19 protein-coding genes are annotated in these 20,650 nt (G+C 62.8%); 15 read left to right on the top strand and 4 right to left on the bottom strand.

Features of this window, described 5'->3' with window-relative positions; all coding sequences use genetic code 11:
* Positions 1–32 precede the first annotated feature (32 nt).
* Positions 33–1,268, bottom strand: coding sequence for a penicillin-binding protein activator (locus AOQ71_RS24240; RefSeq protein WP_205668260.1), 1,236 nt, complete (start codon positions 1,266–1,268; stop codon positions 33–35).
* Positions 1,269–1,618: 350 nt separating this feature from the next.
* Between AOQ71_RS24240 and rsmI the strand changes: the two genes are divergently transcribed.
* The 12 genes from rsmI (at position 1,619) to AOQ71_RS24185 (ending at position 13,728) form a co-directional block, all read left to right on the top strand.
* Entirely contained in the window at positions 1,619–2,569 is a 951-nt protein-coding gene (gene rsmI / locus AOQ71_RS24235; protein ID WP_057752082.1) for a 16S rRNA (cytidine(1402)-2'-O)-methyltransferase, read from the top strand.
* On the top strand, positions 2,556–2,993 hold the full coding sequence (locus tag AOQ71_RS24230) for a YraN family protein (protein WP_057752079.1): 438 nt from the start codon (positions 2,556–2,558) through the stop codon (positions 2,991–2,993). Before rsmI ends, AOQ71_RS24230 begins: the two co-directional genes overlap by 14 nt.
* A gap of 10 nt (positions 2,994–3,003) precedes the next feature.
* Positions 3,004–3,948 (top strand): glutathione synthase, encoded by a 945-nt coding sequence (gene gshB / locus AOQ71_RS24225; RefSeq protein WP_057752077.1) that lies wholly within the window; start codon positions 3,004–3,006, stop codon positions 3,946–3,948.
* A gap of 178 nt (positions 3,949–4,126) precedes the next feature.
* Positions 4,127–4,801 (top strand): class I SAM-dependent methyltransferase, encoded by a 675-nt coding sequence (locus AOQ71_RS24220; protein WP_162268404.1) that lies wholly within the window; start codon positions 4,127–4,129, stop codon positions 4,799–4,801.
* Positions 4,798–6,666 (top strand): 5'-methylthioadenosine/S-adenosylhomocysteine nucleosidase family protein, encoded by a 1,869-nt coding sequence (locus tag AOQ71_RS24215; RefSeq protein ID WP_057752071.1) that lies wholly within the window; start codon positions 4,798–4,800, stop codon positions 6,664–6,666. Before AOQ71_RS24220 ends, AOQ71_RS24215 begins: the two co-directional genes overlap by 4 nt.
* Before the next feature lie 10 nt (positions 6,667–6,676).
* Positions 6,677–7,303, top strand: a complete 627-nt coding sequence (locus AOQ71_RS24210) for an HD domain-containing protein (RefSeq protein ID WP_057752068.1) — start codon at positions 6,677–6,679, stop codon at positions 7,301–7,303.
* A 19-nt stretch (positions 7,304–7,322) separates the two neighbouring features.
* Positions 7,323–7,943, top strand: a complete 621-nt coding sequence (locus AOQ71_RS43820) for a YqcI/YcgG family protein (protein ID WP_162268403.1) — start codon at positions 7,323–7,325, stop codon at positions 7,941–7,943.
* Positions 7,944–8,085: 142 nt separating this feature from the next.
* Positions 8,086–9,024, top strand: a complete 939-nt coding sequence (locus AOQ71_RS43815) for a winged helix-turn-helix domain-containing protein (RefSeq protein ID WP_083514460.1) — start codon at positions 8,086–8,088, stop codon at positions 9,022–9,024.
* Positions 9,025–9,305: 281 nt separating this feature from the next.
* A complete protein-coding gene (gene cpaB, locus AOQ71_RS24200) occupies positions 9,306–10,124 on the top strand; it encodes a Flp pilus assembly protein CpaB (RefSeq protein WP_057752062.1) in 819 nt (272 codons plus the stop codon).
* Positions 10,125–10,134: 10 nt separating this feature from the next.
* Positions 10,135–11,652, top strand: coding sequence for a type II and III secretion system protein family protein (locus AOQ71_RS24195; protein WP_083514471.1), 1,518 nt, complete (start codon positions 10,135–10,137; stop codon positions 11,650–11,652).
* A gap of 52 nt (positions 11,653–11,704) precedes the next feature.
* A complete protein-coding gene (locus AOQ71_RS24190; RefSeq protein ID WP_057752056.1) occupies positions 11,705–12,439 on the top strand; it encodes a CpaD family pilus assembly protein in 735 nt (244 codons plus the stop codon).
* The gene (locus tag AOQ71_RS24185) at positions 12,436–13,728 is read left to right on the top strand and encodes a CpaE/TadZ family protein (RefSeq protein ID WP_057752053.1); all 1,293 of its coding nucleotides are present in this window, start codon (positions 12,436–12,438) and stop codon (positions 13,726–13,728) included. Before AOQ71_RS24190 ends, AOQ71_RS24185 begins: the two co-directional genes overlap by 4 nt.
* Positions 13,729–13,749: 21 nt before the next feature.
* Here AOQ71_RS24185 and AOQ71_RS24180 read toward each other — a convergent pair whose 3' ends face one another.
* Entirely contained in the window at positions 13,750–14,526 is a 777-nt protein-coding gene (locus AOQ71_RS24180) for a tetratricopeptide repeat protein (protein WP_057752050.1), read from the bottom strand.
* 83 nt (positions 14,527–14,609) lie between these two features.
* Positions 14,610–14,855 carry a PilZ domain-containing protein gene (locus AOQ71_RS24175; protein WP_011083489.1) on the bottom strand — a complete coding sequence of 82 codons (246 nt, stop codon included), beginning with the start codon at positions 14,853–14,855 and terminating at the stop codon, positions 14,610–14,612.
* Positions 14,856–15,082: 227 nt separating this feature from the next.
* Between AOQ71_RS24175 and AOQ71_RS24170 the strand changes: the two genes are divergently transcribed.
* The 3 genes from AOQ71_RS24170 to AOQ71_RS24160 all read left to right on the top strand — a co-directional run bounded on the left by AOQ71_RS24170 (position 15,083) and on the right by AOQ71_RS24160 (position 19,553).
* Positions 15,083–16,621 carry a YifB family Mg chelatase-like AAA ATPase gene (locus tag AOQ71_RS24170; RefSeq protein ID WP_057752047.1) on the top strand — a complete coding sequence of 513 codons (1,539 nt, stop codon included), beginning with the start codon at positions 15,083–15,085 and terminating at the stop codon, positions 16,619–16,621.
* A gap of 97 nt (positions 16,622–16,718) precedes the next feature.
* The gene (locus tag AOQ71_RS24165) at positions 16,719–17,189 is read left to right on the top strand and encodes a hypothetical protein (RefSeq protein WP_057752044.1); all 471 of its coding nucleotides are present in this window, start codon (positions 16,719–16,721) and stop codon (positions 17,187–17,189) included.
* Positions 17,190–17,306: 117 nt separating this feature from the next.
* The gene (locus AOQ71_RS24160) at positions 17,307–19,553 is read left to right on the top strand and encodes an ATP-binding protein (RefSeq protein ID WP_057752365.1); all 2,247 of its coding nucleotides are present in this window, start codon (positions 17,307–17,309) and stop codon (positions 19,551–19,553) included.
* Between the two features lie 107 nt (positions 19,554–19,660).
* Here the strand turns inward: AOQ71_RS24160 and coaA are convergent, their stop codons facing one another.
* Positions 19,661–20,617, bottom strand: coding sequence for a type I pantothenate kinase (gene coaA, locus AOQ71_RS24155; RefSeq protein WP_057752041.1), 957 nt, complete (start codon positions 20,615–20,617; stop codon positions 19,661–19,663).
* Positions 20,618–20,650 lie beyond the last annotated feature (33 nt).

The raw sequence follows: 20,650 nt of genomic DNA, 5'->3' as shown, positions 1-20,650 counted from the left end.
TGCGCTCCATCCGGGCTACGAAGGGCGGCGAGCTACGCCCCAAAGCTCTTCGGCGAGCCCGCGACCGCAACACCGCCCCCTGTCGTCACCTTCATCACCGCAAGTCCGCGCTCGTTGGTGCCGTCGGCACGGAAGCGGAACAGGCCGTCGATGCCGGCGAAGCCCGAGGGATTGGTGAGCACGTCGGACGAGAAGCGCGTGGTGCCTTGCGTGCGCGCGAGCGCGGCGACGAGGGCGACCGCGTCATAGGCGAGCGTCGCGGTGCGGATCGGCTCGGCGCCGTATTTGGTGCGATAGCGGCCGGAGAAGGCGCGAAAGCCGGCCGGATCGGGCGCGGCGTAGAGTCCGCCTTGCAAGTTTGGGCTGGCATAGACACGCGGACTGTCCCACAGGCCGGTGCCGAGCAACTGGATGTTGCGCAAATTCGCGCCGGCAGCGGTCATCGCATCGGCGACCGCAACCACGGCATCGCCGTCATCGGCAATGAACAGCGCATCCGCACTGCCGAGCTGCTGCGCCACCGATCGCGCCGGCGTGGCACGATCGGCGCCGTATTTCTCGAATGCGACGATGCGCCCGCCGCGCCTGGGCACGGCTGCCTTCACCGCGGCTTCGACCACGTTGCCATAGGCGTTATCAGGCACCAGCACGGCGACGGAGCGTTTTCCGATGCTGGCGGAATATTCGATGATGCGATTGACGTCGGATTCCGGCAGGAAGCTCAGCAGATAGACGCCGCGGCCGGCGATGCTGGAATCGGTCGAGAAGGCGATCACCGAAATGCCGCGCGTGCGCGCGACCTGGGCCACCGCCGGCACCGACTGCGCGAACAGCGGTCCCAGAATGATCTCGGCGCCTTCATCCACCGCCTGCTGCGCGCCGGCTTGGGCGCCCTGCGGGCTGCCATTGTCGTCCTTGATCAGGAGCTGGATGTTCGGGTTCTGGAACTCGGCCAGCGCCATCTCGGCGGCATTGCGCATGGATTGCGCCGCGAGCCCGGCATTGCCGGCGGCCGAGAGCGGCAGGATGACGGCGACCTTCACGCCGCCGGTGCCGGCGGTCGTCCCCTGCTGCGGCGGACCGGCCGGCTGGGCCGGCGGCGGCGAGGAGCTCGAGAAGGGATTGGAGAACTGGCTGAGGCTTTGCTGCACACCGGCGCAGGCGGACAATAGCGGCGTGCCGAGCAGCAGGCCAAGCGCACTCCGCCGGGTCGCCCCTGACATCAGGCGCCCCTGGACGGGAGTCTTCAGATCACGCGGGCCCACCATCTCAGCTTCTCTTCTGACCGGCCGCTCGCGCCAGTCACGATACTCTTTCCGCGACACAGGGTGCGGATTCAGGCATATTGTCGGCAAATAGTTAACCGAAACAAAAGGATAATGACCGCTTAACGCGATCCTCCTCCTTTCCTGGCTTGCTGTCCGCCGTCCGTCACGAAAGCATCAAGACGCCGTTTCCGCCGCGAATATGGCGCTGACGCTCCACTCCCTCTGGAATGTGATGCCGGATGGATCACATTCCAGTCCTTCCTCGCCCCGCTTCAATATCCCAGCCAGGCGTGATCTTTTTCGAGGGGCCGGTTCCCAGCCCCTGACATCATGCCTAAGTTCATCTCATTATGCGCGCAAAGCCGGCCCCGATAAATACGACTGAAGCCACTGACGCCGCCTCGCGCGGGTTCTCCATCGATGCCCACCGGCTGGTGGCACCGAAGCTGCCGGCCGGCCTCTATCTGGTGGCGACCCCCATCGGCAATCTCGGTGACATCACGCTGCGCGCGCTGCAAACGCTGGCAGGGGTCGACATCATCGCCTGCGAGGACACAAGGATCACGCGGCGTCTGACCGAGCGTTACGACATCGCGGCCCAGCTCAAGCCATATCACGAGCACAATGCCGAGGCCGCGCGGCCCAGGATCCTGGAGGCGCTCGCGGCCGGCGGCTCGGTCGCGCTGGTGTCGGACGCCGGCACGCCGCTGATTTCCGATCCCGGCTACAAGCTGGTGCGGGAGGTCTGCGCCGCAGGTCATGCGGTCCATGCGCTGCCCGGTCCCTCCTCGGTGCTGGCGGCGCTGTCGGTCGCGGCGCAGCCGACCGACCGCTTCTTCTTCGAAGGCTTCCTGCCGGCGAAATCCGCCGCGCGGCGCTCGCGCCTCGCCGAGCTCGCCCGCATCGATGCGACGCTGGTGATGTTCGAATCCGGCAACCGTGTGCAGGATACGCTCGCCGAGCTCTCTGAAATCATGGGTGCGCGCGAGGCCGCGATCTGCCGCGAGCTGACCAAGCTGCATGAGGAGATTTCGCGCGCAACGCTGAGCGAGCTCGCGCGCGAGGCCGACACGCTGGAGACGCGCGGCGAATTCGTGCTGGTGATCGCCCCGCCTGCCGCGGATGCCGACGTGCTGACCGCGGACGCGCTGGACGATCTGCTGCGCACACAGCTCGCCACCCACAGCGTCAAGGATGCGGTTGCGCATGCCGTCGCACTCTCGGGGCGGCCGCGCCGCGAGGTTTATGCCCGCGCGCTCGAGCTCGCCAAGGACTTGCGGAGCGGCGATGACGAGGATTAAGGGCGTCCAGGAATCTGAACAAGAACCTGAACAGGAACCCAAACGGGAACCGAAGATCGCCTCGCCCGAGCGCGTCGCCGCGTTCCGCACCGGAATCTCCGCCGAGAGCCGTGCGGCAGCCTACCTGATGGCGAAGGGCTACCGCATTCTCGCAAAACGCTACCGCACGGCGCATGGCGAGATCGACCTCGTGGCGCGCCGCCGCAACCTGATCGCCTTCGTCGAGGTCAAGGCGCGCGCCAGCCTCGACGAGGCCGCCTATGCGGTGACGCCGCGCCAGCAGCGACGCATCATCGATGCCGCGCAGGGCTGGCTTGTCGCGCATCCCGAGCATGCGGAATTCGAATTGCGATTCGATGCCATGCTGATTGCGCCGCGATCGCTTCCGCGCCATGTGTTGGCGGCATTCGACGCCTCGACCTGAAAGGCAGACCATGAAACTCAACATCGCCGTCCAGATGGACCCCATCGCCCGCATCAACATCAAGGGCGATTCCACCTTTGCGCTGCTTCTGGAAGCGCAGAAGCGCGGCCACGGCCTGTCCTATTACACCCCCGACAAGCTCTCGATGGTCGGCGAGGAGATCGTCGCGCCGGTGCAGCCGCTGACGGTGCGCGACGAGCCCGGCGATCATTTCACCCTCGGCGAGCCCAGGCGCGAGGCGCTGAACGGCTTTGACGTGGTGCTGCTGCGCCAGGACCCGCCATTCGACCTCGCCTACATCACCTCGACGCATCTGCTCGAGCGCATCCATCCGAAGACGCTGGTCGTCAACGATCCCGCTTCGGTGCGCAACGCGCCCGAAAAGCTCTTCGTGATGAATTTTCCGCAGCTGATGCCACCGACCTTGATCTCGCGCGACCTGGAGGAGATCAACGCGTTCCGCGACAAGCATGGTGCCGTGGTGATGAAGCCGTTGCACGGCCATGGCGGCGCCGCGGTGTTCCGCGTGATGCCGCAGGACATGAATTTCGGCTCGCTGTACGATATGTTCTCGGTGACATTCAAAGAGGCCTGGGTGATCCAGCAGTTCATCCCGGAGGTGAAGCACGGCGACAAGCGCATCATCCTGGTCGATGGCGAGTTCGCCGGCGCCGTGAACCGGGTGCCGGCGACCGACGACCTCCGCTCCAACATGGTGCGCGGCGGTGCGGCCAAGGAGACCGAGCTGACGCCGCGCGAGCGCGAGATCTGCGCCACCGTGGGACCCGCGCTACGCGAGCGCGGCCTGCTATTCGTCGGCATCGACGTCATCAACGGCAACCTCACCGAGATCAACGTGACCTCGCCCACCGGCATCCGCGCCATCGCGCGGCTCGGCGGCCCTGACGTGGCGGCGAAGATCTGGGACGTGATCGAGCAGAAGCGGGCGAAGTAGCATCTAAGGTGCAGCGCCGCATAATGCTGCACGGCAACATGCGAAGAGCCACGATTTTCCCGATCACGAGTAAAATTGCAAAGGTCGACCTTGCGTTGTAAAGCGCGACGGGCGATGGTTAGTGATTTCAAGGGGGCGGAGCGCGGGAGCGCTTTCGCAATTTATAATTATGAATCAAATGGGACGCGATCCGAAGCTCTGGGAGCTAGGATGCAGGGATGATCCGGTACGAAACCAAGTTGTTCTTCCAGATCTCATAGAGTGTGTCCACCGGTTAAGTCCGAAGCTCATCGGAGATATTGGTAGCGGGACTGGTTATCTTTCTCGCATGGCGGCGGCACACCATCGCGATCCTGCACAGTGGTTTTTGTTGGAGCGGGATCCAAGAATGCTCCAATTCGCCTCGGAAATCTGCGCCGCCGCAGATGGATTAGAAGTCGTAGAATACGATCTCATGAATCCGATCCGGGAATGGGATCAACCGCTGGACCTTGCTTTTAGTTGCTTCTCAAGTCTGGACTTTGGGATGACGAGGGCAGTCGCGCGCAGATTGGTCGACCTACTCAAAGTGCAAGGCTCCCTGCTAATATATATTCCAGACCTGCTGGAGGAGGTCGAGCAGTCCTGCAAATTGGAGGGCAATCTGAATGCTCTAGAGTTCTATCGGCGTGGCGAGTTTCAGGTGCAGAAGCCTGACCATTTTACAAAACGAGTTGAGCCTTTCTTTGCGGATCGAATTGAAAAATATATCAGCAATTTACTTGCCACCGGCTGCCATTTGCAGGCACTGCGATTTCTCGACAGAGGAAGCGATAAAAGAATCATTGCCATGGAATTCAGCCGGGTCACATGAAATCGGCCAAACGCATCTACGTTCACTTTGCCGATTACTATCACTCTGAACGGGCCCAGCTTAATGGTGCGAAGTCCGCGGATATTTCGCGTGCTCTATCCACCGCAATTCGATTGAGTGTCCTATTCGCCAACGAAGTATTTTTCCCGGCATCTTCGCTGTTCGAGAGCAAGAATTGCCGCGCGTTGATGTTGCAATTCCCGGAGTTCCGTGAAGTCGGAATATTCAAAATGTCAGCAGGGGATACGAATCTCGCTGAGCATATTGAAAGCAAATTGGGCGCATACGACGAGAGATCTCCTCGTCATTTTCTTAAATCCTACCGGCGGCAATACGGTGATCTGCCGTCCTACGTACAAAAGAAAGGATCATCTACCGCAATAATTACGCGGGAGTGGAATGCCGTTTTGGATGACGACACATTCCTCAGAAGAATCAGAGACAACAGCGGCGTACAGCTCCCACCAGACTTTGAGAAGATTTGGGCTAAAGTTCCCGAAGACCTTCAAGGGCAGGCTTTTGTTCCTGATCACGCGGCCGCGTTGCTGCGTCAGGCAGGAGGACAAGGAAATCTCTCCATACTTGCCGCTCAACCTATCGAGCGAGCTTACATAGATGGCTACGCACGCTCTCTCGATGCTCATCTAATGCTTGGGGTTCCGCATGTATCATGCGACGCCCTCGAGACAGATCTCCGAAGTTCCAAAAGATTAAACTATCTCGATCTGTATCGCAGCCTCACCGCGCATCAACTGATGGATCTAATAATAGAAGCTCCTTCGGACGCGCTTTTTAAATTTTCTTGTGATCTAGAATGGGACCACTTTAGCCACGAGCTGCTGGCGGAAGTCTCGTCACCAGAGATGAGCGCCAGGGCAGAACATCTTCGCGGGCAGCTCGATCGATATATTTCAGGAGAGCCGCCGCCTCCCCCGTCGCCGGCGCAGATGGAGTTCTCGATGCCAGCAACGTCGCAATCCGTCGACATGTCCTCGCGACAAGAAAAGTTCGATACCGCAATTTTGACCGCCCTTCCGGTCGAATTCGCCGCCCTGCGTCTATTGATTGGGGATACAGAAACGCTTCGCATCCCAGAAGATCCAAATTCGTATGAGGTAGGAACCGTAAGTACGCTAAGCGGTCCCAAAAGAGTCGTGCTGGGAATGCTAAATCGAATGGGTAATTCCTCAGCCGCAACAGGGACCACCAATCTGATACGCAGTTTTGGAGTGAGGGATCTGCTATTCTGTGGCATCGCGCTAGGCGTGCCGTCGCCCACAGACCCGGATAAGCATGTGCGCCTCGGCGACGTGGTCATTTCCGATAGAGCTGGCGTAGTTCAGACGGATCACAACAGCGTTACCCCGAAAGGCGAGATTAATCGCAGCAATCTTCCAGCACCTCCCGCAAGAATGGTACGAGCGCTGAATGAACTGAATGCCAACTGGCTAATCGGCCAGAATCCTTGGGAGGCCTTGATTGAAAGGGGTATCTCACTGCGTTCTAACTTCGAGCGACCACTCGCTTCCACCGATGTGTTGCTGGACGCGGAAGGGAAACAGATTCCCCACCCTGATGATCCGGATAGACTAGACGGCAGACCTAAACTGATTCGAGGGGTCATTGGCGCGTCAGATACGCTTGTGAAAGATGCGACATTCCGCGATGAGGTAGCAGCAAAATTCAACCTGCGAGCGATGGAAATGGAAGGTGCCGGAGTTCTTGAAGCTGCTTGGAATTTTGGCCAGTCCGCCATGATTGTCCGGGGTGTCTGCGACTACGGGGCGGGTAAGAATGACACTTGGCAAAGGTACGCCGCTCTTACCGCGAGCGCGGTATCACTTTGCTTGATTGCTCGAGTTTAGGAGCCGAAGGATGGAACAAGCTGCGTCAGCTCGCGCGAACGATGCAATCAATGATGACGTCGACTTTCTTTATGAAGTTGGAACGCTCAGGCACATAAATCGCTCTTGGCTCCAGTTCGGGGGACTACCATTTGCAAATGTCGCTGAGCATAGCTTTCGCATGACATATATTGCGATGCTCATTGCCGTTCGAGAAGGCGCTCGAGTTGATCGAGTGGTTCAAATGGCCCTGATTCATGATCTCCATGAGAGCCGTGTGGGTGATGCCAACTATGTGCAGAAGATGTACCGAAACGATGACGTCGAATCCGCATGGCTTGAAATGGAAGGAAGCACTTCCATCTCATCTCATCTCAGCGAACTACGCAGAGAAATGCTTGCCGGCGCAACGCTGGAAGCAAAGATCGTGAAAGATGCCGATAAGCTTGATTGTGACTTTGAGCTTCGCGAGATGCGAGATGCCGGAGCCCGCATAGCCGAGGCCCTAGATCCCACCAGAAGAGTGGTTAGCCAGACTCTTCAAACAGAGACAGCGCGACGAATGCATGCCGCGGTCCAATCTCGCAGCAGCCATGAGTGGCACCTCAAAGCTCGAAATCGTTTGAATTCTGGAGATTGGCTCAAAGACGAGGATTAAATTTGTGAGAGCTTTCGCTGTGCTTAAGGGACAAACTCTCTGCCCATTTGCTCAATCGGCTTCAATTGAATATGGCCCCCCCTGGTCAGACACGCAGGACTTTCGAGAGAATGTATCTCGAATAGCGAAAGCGCTCAGAGCGCATCTAATAGATGCGCGCAAGAGCAAATTGCAGGGATTTGTTATCGGGATTAGGGGGGACGGTTTCGATGATTTTAGTCGGGTAGTTTCTACATTCCGAGACTTTGTATTCGAGCTGGGAAGACACGACTCATCCTGCCGCGCTTCTCTTAAAGAAGATATCAGTGCGCCTGAGTGGAACCTGATCTTTGCTGATGAGCCTATTTTTTTGAACTTATTTGCTGGGTGTTACCCGGCCCCTCATTCGAAAAGGATCAACGACACGCAAAATATCTACGTGTTCTTTCAACCGGAGTTCACGTTTGATTTCTGCAACGTTAATCGCAAACGCGCCGCCTTAAAGAGCAGCATTCGCAATTCATTTGCCGAGGCAGGAATGCCGTATGATGGCTCAACGATTGACACACGCAGAAAGGCGCTAAGCTACGTATTTCCGCTCCGTAGCGGCGATCCGCCTATAGACTGGTGGAGCACTCCGTCCACCTGCGCCGTAGAGTAATTTACAACACGAGGACATGCAGTAGCCAAGCGTGCGAAAGGCCTTCTCCACACTTTATTAAGGGATAGTGTGGGTAAATCGCGGCAGCTCAGACCTTCGGCCTTCCGCTCGACTATAGTTGACAGCCCTAGAGGCGGATTCAATGTCAAGCGCATATCTCCACATTGCTGAGCAAGTGCTCGCTAGCTCTGGACAACCTCTGTCTGCCGCTGAGATTGTCCGAGAGGCACGCCGAAGGCGGCTCGTCCCGGCCCATCTCTATGGGGTCCGTCAAGACCGCACACTTCAAGCCCGATTGAGCGAAAATATCGCTAAATATGGCGAGGAGAGCAGATTTTTCCGTGCCGCGCCCGGTCGATATTTTTTGCGCGACCTCCAAAAGACGACAGGTCAAGAAATCGGCGAGTATTACGCTCGCCCACGTCGTAAAGAGCTGAGTGCTACTGACGTTTTGGTACTGGATGCTGATCTGAAGCGGCTGCTTCGTCGGGATGGAGCTACAGTTTCGTTCTCCAAAGTTCTCGATTGTCTGTCCGCCGGTCAATATTCGTACCGCGCTGTAGAAGACATCTTGGCCGATAAGACCGCCGCGGCGGTGCATAGCTTCGTAGTCGTTCACGACACGAGGCGTGTTCTTTCATTTCGTTGCGGTCGTTTTTTTCCAAGAACTGATCCACTTTACGGCCGTCGTACGATCGGGCTCGGGGGCGCAGTTACCGCGAAACAAGTCGATCTCCTTTTCGAGAGTTTGTTCGGGATCGTGGCCAGCGCAATTGACGAACTCTGCTCTGGAATCGGACTGCCTAGACGTCTGGCAGAACGAGCCCGGTACGGAGGAGAAATCAAACCTTGGTTTGGTGTCCATAGCAGGCCAACTGATCACTCACCCACAACGCTTCACATGGTGCTTAGCTATCGGTGCCCTGCCGAATTCACTCCAACAAAGGCTGCGCTCTCGGTAAACGACCTTCGTTGGATCGACCCGAATACGATGCCAAATTGTCTGGAAGACTACGACACCACATCTCAATTCCTGCTCTCTCAGGAATACGTGCGCGATCTCGTTCGGCAGGCAGCATAGTTTAGCTTAGCGCCACAACGACGTCGCCCCGCCCCCTCACTAACCACCCATTCACCATGACGCCCCGCGTTCTCATCCGAACGCGGCAGCACACCCGCGTGTTTCTACGGGCCATCGCGCCACCGGGATAACTTGGCATTCACCATCTGCCCAAAACCCGCGATGTCACTGGCCGTCACACTCGGCCTCGCAACACCCCTTATACTTTTACTCCCTACTCATCGATGCCGGGGGAGCCCGCCAGGTGCGGTCCGAGTGCCTCCGCGTAAGAGTAGAAGCGTATGAACACCGCACGCATTGTCGTTCTCGTCATTGCGCTCGGCGCCGGCGGCGTCGCTGCGTATCTGGCCAGCGGTTACGACAACAAGCCCGCAGCTGTTGTCCCTGTTGTCGAGAAGCTGCCGACGGTCGACGTGCTCGTCGCCAAATCCGACATCCAGCTCGGCCAGGCCGTCAAGGCCGAGGATCTGCAATGGCAGACCTGGCCGCAAGCGACCGCCAGCAGCGCCTTCATCCGCCGCGACAGCAGGCCCGACGCCCAGACGCAGATCGCCGGCTCGATCGCGCGCGTGCCCTTGATGCAGGGCGAGCCGATCCGCGAGCAGAAGCTCGTCAAGGCCGACGGCTCCGGCTTCATGGCCGCGATCCTGCCCTCCGGCATGCGGGCCGTATCGACCGAGATTTCAGCAGAGACCGGCGCTGGCGGCTTTATCCTGCCGAACGACCGCGTCGACATCGTCCTGACGCGCCGCCTGAAGAATCCCGACGGCCCCAACGGCCAGACCGGCGGCAATGACCTCGTCCTGTCGGAAGTCATCCTGACCAACATCCGCGTGCTCGCGATTGATCAGGCGCCGAAGGAAAAGGACGGCCAGAACGCCGTGCTCGGCAAGACCGTCACGCTCGAGCTCCGGCCCGACCAGGTCGCGACGCTCTCGGCCTCGCGCCAGGGCGGCACGCTGACGCTCGCATTGCGCAGCATCGCCGATGCCAACGCCTCCGACGGTGGACCGGAAGAACAGGCACTCAAGCAGCGCCAGACCGGCGTGAACGTGATCCGCTACGGCGTACAGGCGCGGCAGCTGACGTCACAGAAGTGATGGAGACATGATGAACTACGGGGATGATCGGACGGGCGTGCGCATTCGGGGGAAGCGCGCAAGCTCGTTCTGGGCAGGGGCTGTCATGCTGCTGGGGCTGGTCGCAGCCCCGGATCTCGTCCGCGCTGCGGATGCGCCGGTCGGAGACCAGGTGCCGATGCAGGCGCCGGACCTCGGCGTGGCGCCGGTTGCAACCATTGCGTCGGCAAGGACGCGCTCGCTGTCGCTTGGCGTCGGCAAGTCGGTCGTCATCGACCTGCCGCGCGAGGTGAAGGACGTGCTGGTGGCCGACCCGAAGATCGCCAATGCGGTGATCCGCTCGTCGCAACGAGCCTATATCATCGGCGCCCAGGTCGGTCAGACCAACGTGGTGTTCTTCACCGCGGACGGCCAGCAGGTCGCCTCCTACGACATCGCGGTGAAGCGCGATCTCAATGGCATGCGCACGGCGCTGCGCGCTTCCCTGCCCGGCGTGCAGATCGAGGGCGTCGGCGACAGCGTGATGCTGACCGGCTCGGTGGCGAGCCCGGTCGAGGCCCAGCAGGCCGGCGACGTCGCCGCAAAGCTCGTCGGCGGCGCCGACAAGGTCGTCAACAACATCGTCGTGCGTGGCCGCGACCAGGTGATGCTGAAAGTCGTGGTGGGCGAAGTCCGCCGCGACATTGTCAAGCAATTGGGTGTCGACCTCAGCGCCAGCCTCAATGCCGGCACCGCGGTCGTGAACTTCAACAATTCGAACCCGTTCTCGGTCTCCGGCGGTCCGCTGGTCAGCAGCAACGGGCTCGGCGTCACCGGCCTCGCCAAGGGCGTTGCCACCGTGAACGCCACCATGCGCGCGATGGAAACCGCAGGCGTGATGCGCACGCTGGCGGAGCCGAGCCTGACCGCGATCTCGGGTGAATCGGCGACCTTCATTGCCGGCGGTGAATTCCCGATCCCCGGCGGCTATGCCTGCGATCCGGTCACCCATGTCTGTACCACCCAGGTCACCTACAAGAAGTTCGGCATCTCGCTGAACTTCACCCCGGTCGTGCTGAGCGAGGGCCGCATCAGCCTGCGCGTGATGACCGAGGTCTCGGAGTTGTCGAACACGAATGCGATCACCTTGACCCAGGCGGTGTCCGGCAGCACCAACAACTCGATCACCATCCCCTCGGTCCAGACCCGCCGCGCCGAGACCACGCTGGAAATCCCGTCGGGCGGCTCGATGGCGATGGCCGGCCTGATCCAGCAGCAGACCAAGCAGGCCGTCAACGGCCTGCCCGGCGTCGACCAGATCCCGATCCTCGGCGCGCTGTTCCGCAGCCAGGACTACGTCAACAACGAGACCGAGCTGATGGTGATCGTGACGCCCTATGTGGTGCGCGCGGTCGCCCAGAAGGAATTGTCGCGGCCCGATGACGGCTTCGCACCCTCCTCGGATGCGCAATCGGCGCTGCTCGGGCGCATGAACCGGCTTTACGGCATCGCGCGCCGCGTCGACCCGATCGACGGCGACAGGGGCGATTTCGGCTTCATCATCGACTGACACGGGCGGTTTGGGGACCGGGGCGAGACACGGGGCAAGAGGGGACCAGGCGATGACGAAGACATCGGATCGACGTCGCAATTTGCGCATCGCGCTCGCGCTGACGGGGCTGTCCGTCATGCTCGGGGCCTGCAACACCACGGGCGAGGTCGTCACCACGCAGACGGTGCCGACCGACTACCGCATGCGTCATCCGATCGCGGTGCAGGAAGGCAAGCGCTCGATCGTGATCTTCGTCGGCAAGGCGCGCGGCGGTCTGTCGGCCGAGCAGCACGCCGACGTGATGGGCATCGCCCAGGACTGGGTCCGCGAGGGCAGCGGCTCGGTCGTCGTCGACGTGCCGATCGACACCGCAAATTCCCGCGCAGCTGCTGCGACCTATCACGAGATCCGCACTGTCCTGGGCAGCGGCGGCGTGCCGTCGCGCGCCATCGTGCAGCATTCCTATCGCCCTGAAGATCCCGGCCTGCTGCCGACCATCCGCCTCAGCTATTCCAAGATCACTGCGGTCGCCGGCCCTTGCGGGCTGTGGCCCGAGGACGTGGGTCCGTCGATTCTCGATCCCGGCTACAACGAGAACCGGCCCTATTTCAATTTCGGCTGCGCCAGCCAGCGCAACCTTGCGGCCATGATCGACAACCCCGCCGATCTCGAGCAGCCGCGCGCGGAGACGCCGGTCTATACGGCGCGGCGTGACATCGCTTTCGACCGCTACCGCAAGGGCAACCCGACCGCGACCACCTATCCCGAGGCTGACAAGGCCAAACTCAGCGACACAGGCAAATGACTGAGATCCACGACGACGAAGAGGCGGACGATCCGCACCACCCCGAGGACCACATTGCGCCGGTTCCCCGCATCTCGGTGCAGGCCTTTTGCGAGACCGAGCAGACGCTCGCCGCGGTGACCGCGGCCGGCCAGGATCGCCGTCTCGCCAAAGCGCATCTCACCGCCAAGAGCGGCGGACTTGCCGCGGCCATCGAAGTCTATGACACGATGCCGACGCCGAACGTCATCGTGATCGAATCCGACGGCACACGCGACATCCTCGAAGGTCTCGACGACCTCGCCGGCGTCTGCGATCCCGGCACGCGCGTGGTCGTGATCGGCAATCCCGGCGATACCGCGCCGTATCGCGAGCTGGTGCGGCGCGGCGTCAACGACTACGTGGTCGGGCCGGTCGAAACCATCGACGTGGTGCGCTCGATCTGCAGCCTGTTCTCGGCCTCGGAAGCCATCATCACCGGCCGCATCATCGCGGTGGTTGGCGCCAAGGGCGGCGTCGGCGCGTCCACGGTCGCACACAACGTGGCCTGGACCATCGCGCGCGACCTCGCGCTCGATTCGGTCGTGATCGACCTTGACCTCGCCTTCGGCACGGCCGGGCTCGACTACAACCAGGATCCGGCGCAGGGCATCGCCAATGCGGTGCTGTCGCCTGACAGACCCGACACGGCGCTGATGGAGCGCCTGCTCGCCAAATGCACCGACCACCTCAGCCTGCTGGCGGCGCCCGCCACGCTCGATCGCGTCTATGATTTCGGCGCGGAAGCGTTCGATGCGATCTTCGACACGCTGCGCATGACCACGCCCTGCATCGTGCTCGACGTGCCGCATCAATGGTCGGCCTGGACCAAGCGCGCCCTCGTCAACGCCGACGACATCGTCATCGTGGCCGAGCCCGATCTCGCCAATTTGCGCAACACCAAGAACATGCTGACGGTGCTGAAAACGGCACGGCCGAACGACCGGCCGCCGCTCTACTGCATCAACCAGGTCGGCATGCACAAGCGGGCCGAGATCGAGGTCAAGGCGTTCGCCAAGACCATGGAAAGCCAGCCGCTTGCGGTGATCCCGTTCGACTCGAAACTGTTCTCGACCGCGGCCAATAACGGCCAGATGATCGCGGAGGTCTCCAAGAGCCACCGCACCACCGAGCTGTTCCAGATCATGGCCAACCGGCTCGCCGGTCGCGGCGAGGTGAAGAAACCGAAGCGCTCGTTGCTCGGACCGCTGCTGAAGAAGCTGAAGGGCAAAACCGGGCGCGGATCCGCGCCGCATCGCAAGGCGTCGTAGGCACCAAGCAATGGCGGCGGATTATTTCTCCGCTCGCTGCTGCTGCTTCTTCGCCAGCAGCTGCCGCAGCGCCGTGATCTTGGCCGCGGCCTGGTCCGGCGGCAGATCGGCCTTCACGAGAATTTCGGCCTCGGTCTCGCGACCCTGCAATCCCAGCACCAGCGCGAGGTTGGTACGGATCCGCGCATTGTTCTGATTGCGCTGATAGGCGCGGCCGAGCACCTGTTCGGCCTTCGGCAGATTGTTTTGCAGCATGTAGGACAGGCCGAGGTTGGACAGCACGGTCGGCTCCTCCGGCATGATCTTCAGTGCCGCGGCGTAATATTGCTGCGCTTCCTCGTTGCGGCCGAGCTGGTCGAGCGCCGCACCCTGTGCCGACAGGATGCGCCAGTCAGGATCCTCGGGCGAATGCGCGCGGCCCAGCACGTCAAAAGCCTGCTGGAAATTTCCATTGTCGGCGAGCGCACGGCCATAGCCGGCGAGCAGCGCCTTGTTGCTGGGATGGGTGAGCACCGCCTGCTCGAACACGGCGACGGCCTGGGCATGCTGGCCGCTGTCGCGCAGCGCCTTGCCATATTCGAGGACGATGTTGGGATTATCAGGCTTGGCGCGATAGCGCTCGCGCAAGGCGGCCATCTCCGGCTTGCCGTCGGCCGCTGCGACAGGTTCGGGCCGGCCGCCGAGCGCACCGGTCACGTCGTCCAGGCCGGTGGTCTGGCAGCCGCCGAGGGCCAGCACCGCGAGTGCGGGAAGCAGGAATCTCGCCGGGGAGGGGGCAAGGGACGAACGCTTGAACATACTCTGATCACCGCCGGCGGACTGATCAGAGATGCTTCACCGATTAACGCTAAAGTCTCGTTAAGGACGCGTCCTTATGTGACCTAGTCGGTAAATTCCGCACCGAACTCGCAGCCGATGCGCCAGCGCAGGCGGCATTGGCGGGAGTAATCCGGCGCGAAGATGATCGTGAATTGCGGCGGCACTTCCAGAAATTCCGCCACCACTTTCACGCCCCCGTCCGAGATATCGGTGATCGTGCAGTCCCGCGGCAGCGAGCCCGCGCCAAAATGAATCTTGGCCAGCCGGCTGCACACCCGACGTTCGCTTCTGCGGCGATTTGCAAGCATTTGAATTCTTCACCCGTTAGATCACGGCCCATCCCGCAGCCTCAGGAGTAGCGGACATGTGTTGGGATGTGCTGAGCGCAGCCACTCGCATTCGAGGCGTAGTCGAAGCTTAATGTCCTGATCCCGTTTACCTGAAGTTAGGGGACCGGCGGCCCTCGCCCACGTTCCTGTATTGTTCTTGTCAGGGCGATCGCTGTCTGCTACCCTTGATTGTGCAAGGGGGCAGCATGGTCCAGCGGGTTTCGACAGTCGCCTTTGAGGGCATAGAGGCCCGCGCCGTCGACGTGCAGGTGCAGGTCGCGCCGGGCCTGCCGGCCTTCGCCATCGTCGGCCTGCCTGACAAGGCGGTGTCGGAGGCGCGCGAACGGGTGCGATCGGCGCTGATCGCTTCGGGACTGGCGCTGCCGGCGCGCCGCATCACCGTCAATCTCGCGCCCGCCGACGTCCCGAAGGAAGGCAGCCATTACGACCTGCCGATCGCGCTCGGGCTGATGGCGGCGATCGGCGCGATCCCGCCGGATGCGCTGGCCGGCTTCACCGTGCTCGGCGAGCTCGGCCTCGACGGCTCGATCGCGCCTGTCGCGGGCGTGTTGCCCGCCGCGATCGGCGCCAACACGCGCGAGGAAGGCTTGATCTGCCCCGCCGCCTGCGGCTCGGAGGCGGCGTGGGCGAGCCCTGATATCCAGATCGTCGCCGCACATTCGCTGATTCAGATCGCCAACCATTTCAAGGGCACGCAGGTGCTGTCGCGGCCCGTGCCGAAAGTGCATGAGGCCGCAAGCTCGCTGCTCGATCTGCGCGACATCAAGGGCCAGGAGAGCGCCAAGCGCGCGCTGGAGATCGCAGCCGCCGGCGGCCATCACCTGCTGATGATCGGCGCGCCCGGCGCCGGCAAATCCATGCTGGCCGCGCGCCTGCCCTCGATCCTGCCGCCGCTGTCGCCGAGCGAACTGCTCGAGGTCTCGATGATCGCCTCGGTCGCGGGCGAAATCGAGGGTGGCGCGCTGACGTCGCGGCGGCCGTTCCGCTCGCCACATCATTCCGCCAGCATGGCCGCGCTGACAGGCGGCGGCGCGCGGGCAAAGCCCGGCGAGATCTCGCTGGCGCATCAGGGCGTGCTGTTTCTCGACGAGCTGCCCGAGTTCGATCCACGCGTGCTGGATTCGCTGCGCCAGCCGCTGGAGAACGGCGAGGTCTCGGTGTCGCGCGCCAATCACCGCGTCACCTACCCTGCCCGCTTCATGCTGGTCGCCGCGATGAATCCCTGCCGCTGCGGCAATGCGTTCGAGCCCGGCTATGCCTGCAAGCGCGGCCGCATCGACCGCTGCACCGGCGATTACCAGGCGCGCATCTCCGGCCCGCTAATGGACCGCATCGATCTGCGCATCGAAGTCCCGGCCGTCACCGCAGCCGATCTGATCCTGCCGCCACCGACCGAAGGCTCCGCTGAAGTCGCCGCGCGCGTGGCGGCGGCGCGCGACATTCAGCTCGCGCGTTACGCACAGGCGGGCCTGCCGCGGGTCCGCACCAATGCCGAGGCGCCGGCGTCGGTGCTCGAAGACATTGCCCGGCCCGACGCGCAGGGACAAAAGCTGCTGCGCGATGCCGCCGAAACCATGCGGCTGTCGGCACGCGGCTATCACCGGGTGCTGCGGGTGGCGCGCACGCTCGCCGATCTCGACGGCACTGACAAGATCGGCCGGCTGCATCTGGCCGAAGCGCTGTCCTACCGGGCACTCGCGGAGGATGTGCGCCAGCTCGCCTGATCTTCCCGCGCGTCAACCCGGTGGTAACGAGTTTCCTTTACGCTCTGCAAACCATAGGGCCCACAAGTTCCGGTACGGGCCCGGCGAGTAGAGCGTCATGTTGCGTTTCAAGATCCTGGCCTCGGTGGTTCCCCTGTTGGCGGCGGCAGTGGTCGCCCGTGGCGAGATCGGACCGGTCTTGCAGCCCTGCATCGCCGTCGGCGACACCTCGGTCGAGCTCACATCCCTGTTCTGGACCGCCCGCGTCCATGTCGCCTTCACCGACGACCCGTCGCGCGCCACGGTCCGGGTCCAGCTCACCGACGACGCCGAGGCCGCGGACTTCGCGGTCGTGGATGATGGTCTCGGTTCCGAGCCCGATTCCTGCCAGGCCAATCCAGCGAACCGCCTCATCACCATCGCAGCGCAACCTGTCGATGGCGGCCCGGTGATCTATCTTTCCAGCGACGGCCCGGCCGATTATCGCATCTTTGTCCGCTCGAAGACGTTCTCGCCGCGCGAGGCCGCAGCCCTGATCGTCGGTGCTCATGGCGACCACACGCGGCCCCTCCAGGCCGCCTCGCTTTGATGCATTAAGACCTCGTCAACCATGTTTCGAGGCCGCCCCAAGGCCTCAAGCTGTTCGCAAGGTCGGCAGGACATCGTCGCACGCGGCGGCGGCAGGTAAGAGTCGGGGTCGGTGACGATGGATCGGACGTTCCGGATCAAGGTGCGCATGCGCCGCTTCAGGCGCCGCCACCCGAAGATCGCCTTCGCCATCCGCTCCTTCATGATCTTTTCGGCGACGTTCGGCGGCGCCTATGGCTTCGTCACCGGCAGCCGATCGGAAAATTCGGGCTACGATCCCAACGCCTTTGCGATCGGTGCGAGCTTCCTGTTCGCGCTGGCCTGCCTTGGCCTTGCCACGCTGAGCATGCGGCTGCGTTTCGTCGCCAAGCGGATGCGCAAGCTCGCCGCCCACAACGAGGCGCTGATCGACCGCAATTGGGAGCTGAAGGAAGCCGAAGAGCGCGCCCGCAGCCTGTTCGAATCGCAGGGCGACCTGATCGTGCTGCGCGACCATCAGGGCCGTATCACCTTCGCCAACGACGCCTATTGCGCGCTGGCCGGTCAGGCGCGCAGCGCCCTGGTCGGCACGCGGTTCGATTTCGACGTGCTGGAACAGGGCGACAGTGCGCGCGAAGCGAGCGGCACGCGCATCCATGACCAGAAGATATCGACGCCGCTCGGCGCGCGCTGGATCGCCTGGCGCGAGGGCCTGGTCCGGCACGATGCCGGCCGGCCCGCCGAGCTGCAAAGCGTCGGACGCGACGTGACCGATCGCACCGAGACCGAACGCGCACTGTCCGATGCGCGCGACCAGGCCGATGCCGCCAACCGCGCCAAATCGCGCTTCCTCGCGATGGCCTCGCACGAGATCCGCACCCCCCTGAACGGCATTATCGGCATGGGCGGCCTGCTGCTCGACACCACGCTGACGCCGGAGCAGACGACCTACGCACGCGCCGTGAAAACCTCAGGCGAAGCGCTGATGACGCTGATCGAGGAGCTGCTCGACTATTCCAAGATCGAAGCCGGCAAGCTTGATCTGGAGCAGCGCCCCTTCGCCCTCTCGACGCTGATCGAAGAGGTCACCGAGCTGCTGGCGCCGCGCGCGCAGGCCAAGAAGCTCGAGATCGCGGCTTACGTCGACGAGCGGCTGCCGCTCGAGGTCACCGGCGATGCCGCCCGGCTGCGCCAGGTGCTGCTCAACCTCGCCGGCAACGCCATCAAGTTCACGAGCAGCGGCGGCGTGGCACTGATCGTCGAGCCCGGCATCTGGCCGAACGAGATCAGCTTCCTGGTCCGCGACACCGGCATCGGCATCGCGCCCGAGGCGCAATCGCGCATCTTCCGCGAATTCGAGCAGGCCGACGACCGCGTCGCCCGCACCTATGGCGGCACCGGGCTTGGCCTTGCCATCAGCGAACGCATCGTCAAGCGGATGGGCGGCCGCATCACGCTGGAGAGCGCGCCCGGCAAGGGCTCGACCTTCGAGGTCGCAATTCCGCTCGCGCTGTCGCAAGGCGATGCCGGACGAACAGCGTTTCCGAGCCCTGACCTATCAGGCAAATCCATCCTGCTGGTGGCCGATGGCATCGAAGCGTCGCTGATCGCGCGGCGGCTGGAGCGCTGGGGCGGCCAGACCTGCCTGGTCGCAGATGCAGCGGTGGCCGAAGCACTGCTGCCGGAGCGCTCCTGGCACGCGGTGCTGGTCGACCGCGCGCTCGGCGCTGCTGTTGCCGATCGTGTCGGCGAAGCCGCCCGCGCCCATGCGACGCAGCGCCTCGTGCTGCTGACACCGAGCTCGCGTCATGAAAAATTCTCGGCTGATTTCACCGGCTTCCTGGTCAAGCCGTTGCGTGCAGCCTCGCTCGCCGCGCGCCTCGCGCTGACGCCGGAGGTCGCATCACCCGATCTCGCACCCGATCCCGCCGAGCCGGCGCCAGTCAGGGCACCTGCGGGCGGCCTCTCGATCCTCGTCGCCGAGGACAACGAGATCAACGCGCTGCTGATGCGCTCGCTGCTCACAAAACTCGGCCACCGCGTCGTCATCGCGGTCCATGGCGAAGCCGCGCTGGAATCCTGGCTTGCGGCCAGCTCTGCCGGCACGCCCTACGACCTGGTGTTGATGGACATCCAGATGCCGCAGCTCGACGGCATCGAGGCAACCAAACGCATCCGCGCCCATGAGGCTGCCACCGGCAGCCAGCACACACCGGTCCTCGCACTCACCGCGAACACGCTGGTGGAAGATCGCTACGCCTGCTTCGAAGCGGGCATGAACGGATTTTTGATCAAGCCGCTCGATCGCGAGAAGCTGGACGAGGCGCTGGCGGTGCTGGCGGCGGCACGGCAGCTCGCGGTGGAGCGACAAGCAACGCTGCCGTAGCTGCCGTAGGGTGGGCAAAGCGCAGCGTGCCCACGCATTCTCACGTGACAACAGGGAAAACGTGGGCACGGCGCTTCGCGCCTGTGCCCACCCTACGGCACCATTGCCTACAGCCTTCGCAGCGCCACGCTCTCCACCGCGTGATCCGCGCCCTTCTTCAGGATCAGCGTCGCCCGCGGACGCGTCGGCAAGATATTGTCCTCGAGATTGGCGAGGTTGGTGCGCTCCCAGATCGCGGTGGCGGTGGCGATGGCCTCCTCGTCCGACAACAGCGCATAGCGGTGGAAGTAGGACTTTGGATCGGTGAACGCGGTGTCGCGCAGCGCCAGGAAGCGCTTGATGTACCAGCGCCGCAGCGCCGCTTCGTCGGCGTCGATATAGACCGAGAAGTCGAAGAAGTCGGAGACGACAGGCACCGCCTTGCCGTCGCGCGGCAGCTTGCCGGTTTGCAGGACATTGACGCCCTCGACGATCAAAATGTCGGGCTGGTCGATCTCGGCCCATTCATTCGGCACGATGTCGTAGGTCAGATGCGAATAGACCGGCGAGCGCACGTGCCTGCGGCCCGACTTGATGTCGGACAGGAAGCCCAGCAGCAGCGGCAGGTCGTAGCTCTCCGGAAACCCCTTCTTCTGCAAAATGCCTTGCTGCTCGAGCAGGGCCTTCGGGTAGAGGAATCCGTCGGTGGTGATCAGATCGACTTTGGGACGAGGCGACCAGCGCGCCAAGAGCGCCTGGAGCACGCGGGCGGTCGTCGACTTCCCGACTGCGACAGAACCAGCGACGCCGATGATGTAGGGCACCTTGCGGTCGCGGATGTTGAGGAACTGCCGCTCCGCGTAATACAGGCGCTGCGTCGCATCGACATAGATCGAGAGCAGGCGCGACAGCGGCAGATAGATATCCTCGACCTCCTTCAGGTCGAGGCGGTCGTGCAGCGAGCGCAACCGGTCGAACTCGCCCGGCTCCAGCGTCATCGGGGTATCGTCGCGCAGACGCGCCCACTCTTCGCGCGTGTAGACGCGGTAAGGATTATATTGCTGCTCCGGTGCGCGGATATCCATGACGCGACCTTTCCGTTGGGGCCCTTCAGCTAC

Origin of the sequence: Bradyrhizobium manausense, from assembly GCF_001440035.1 — a bacterium.
Classification (GTDB): domain Bacteria; phylum Pseudomonadota; class Alphaproteobacteria; order Rhizobiales; family Xanthobacteraceae; genus Bradyrhizobium; species Bradyrhizobium manausense.
This window is presented reverse-complemented; position numbering and strand designations above follow the sequence as displayed.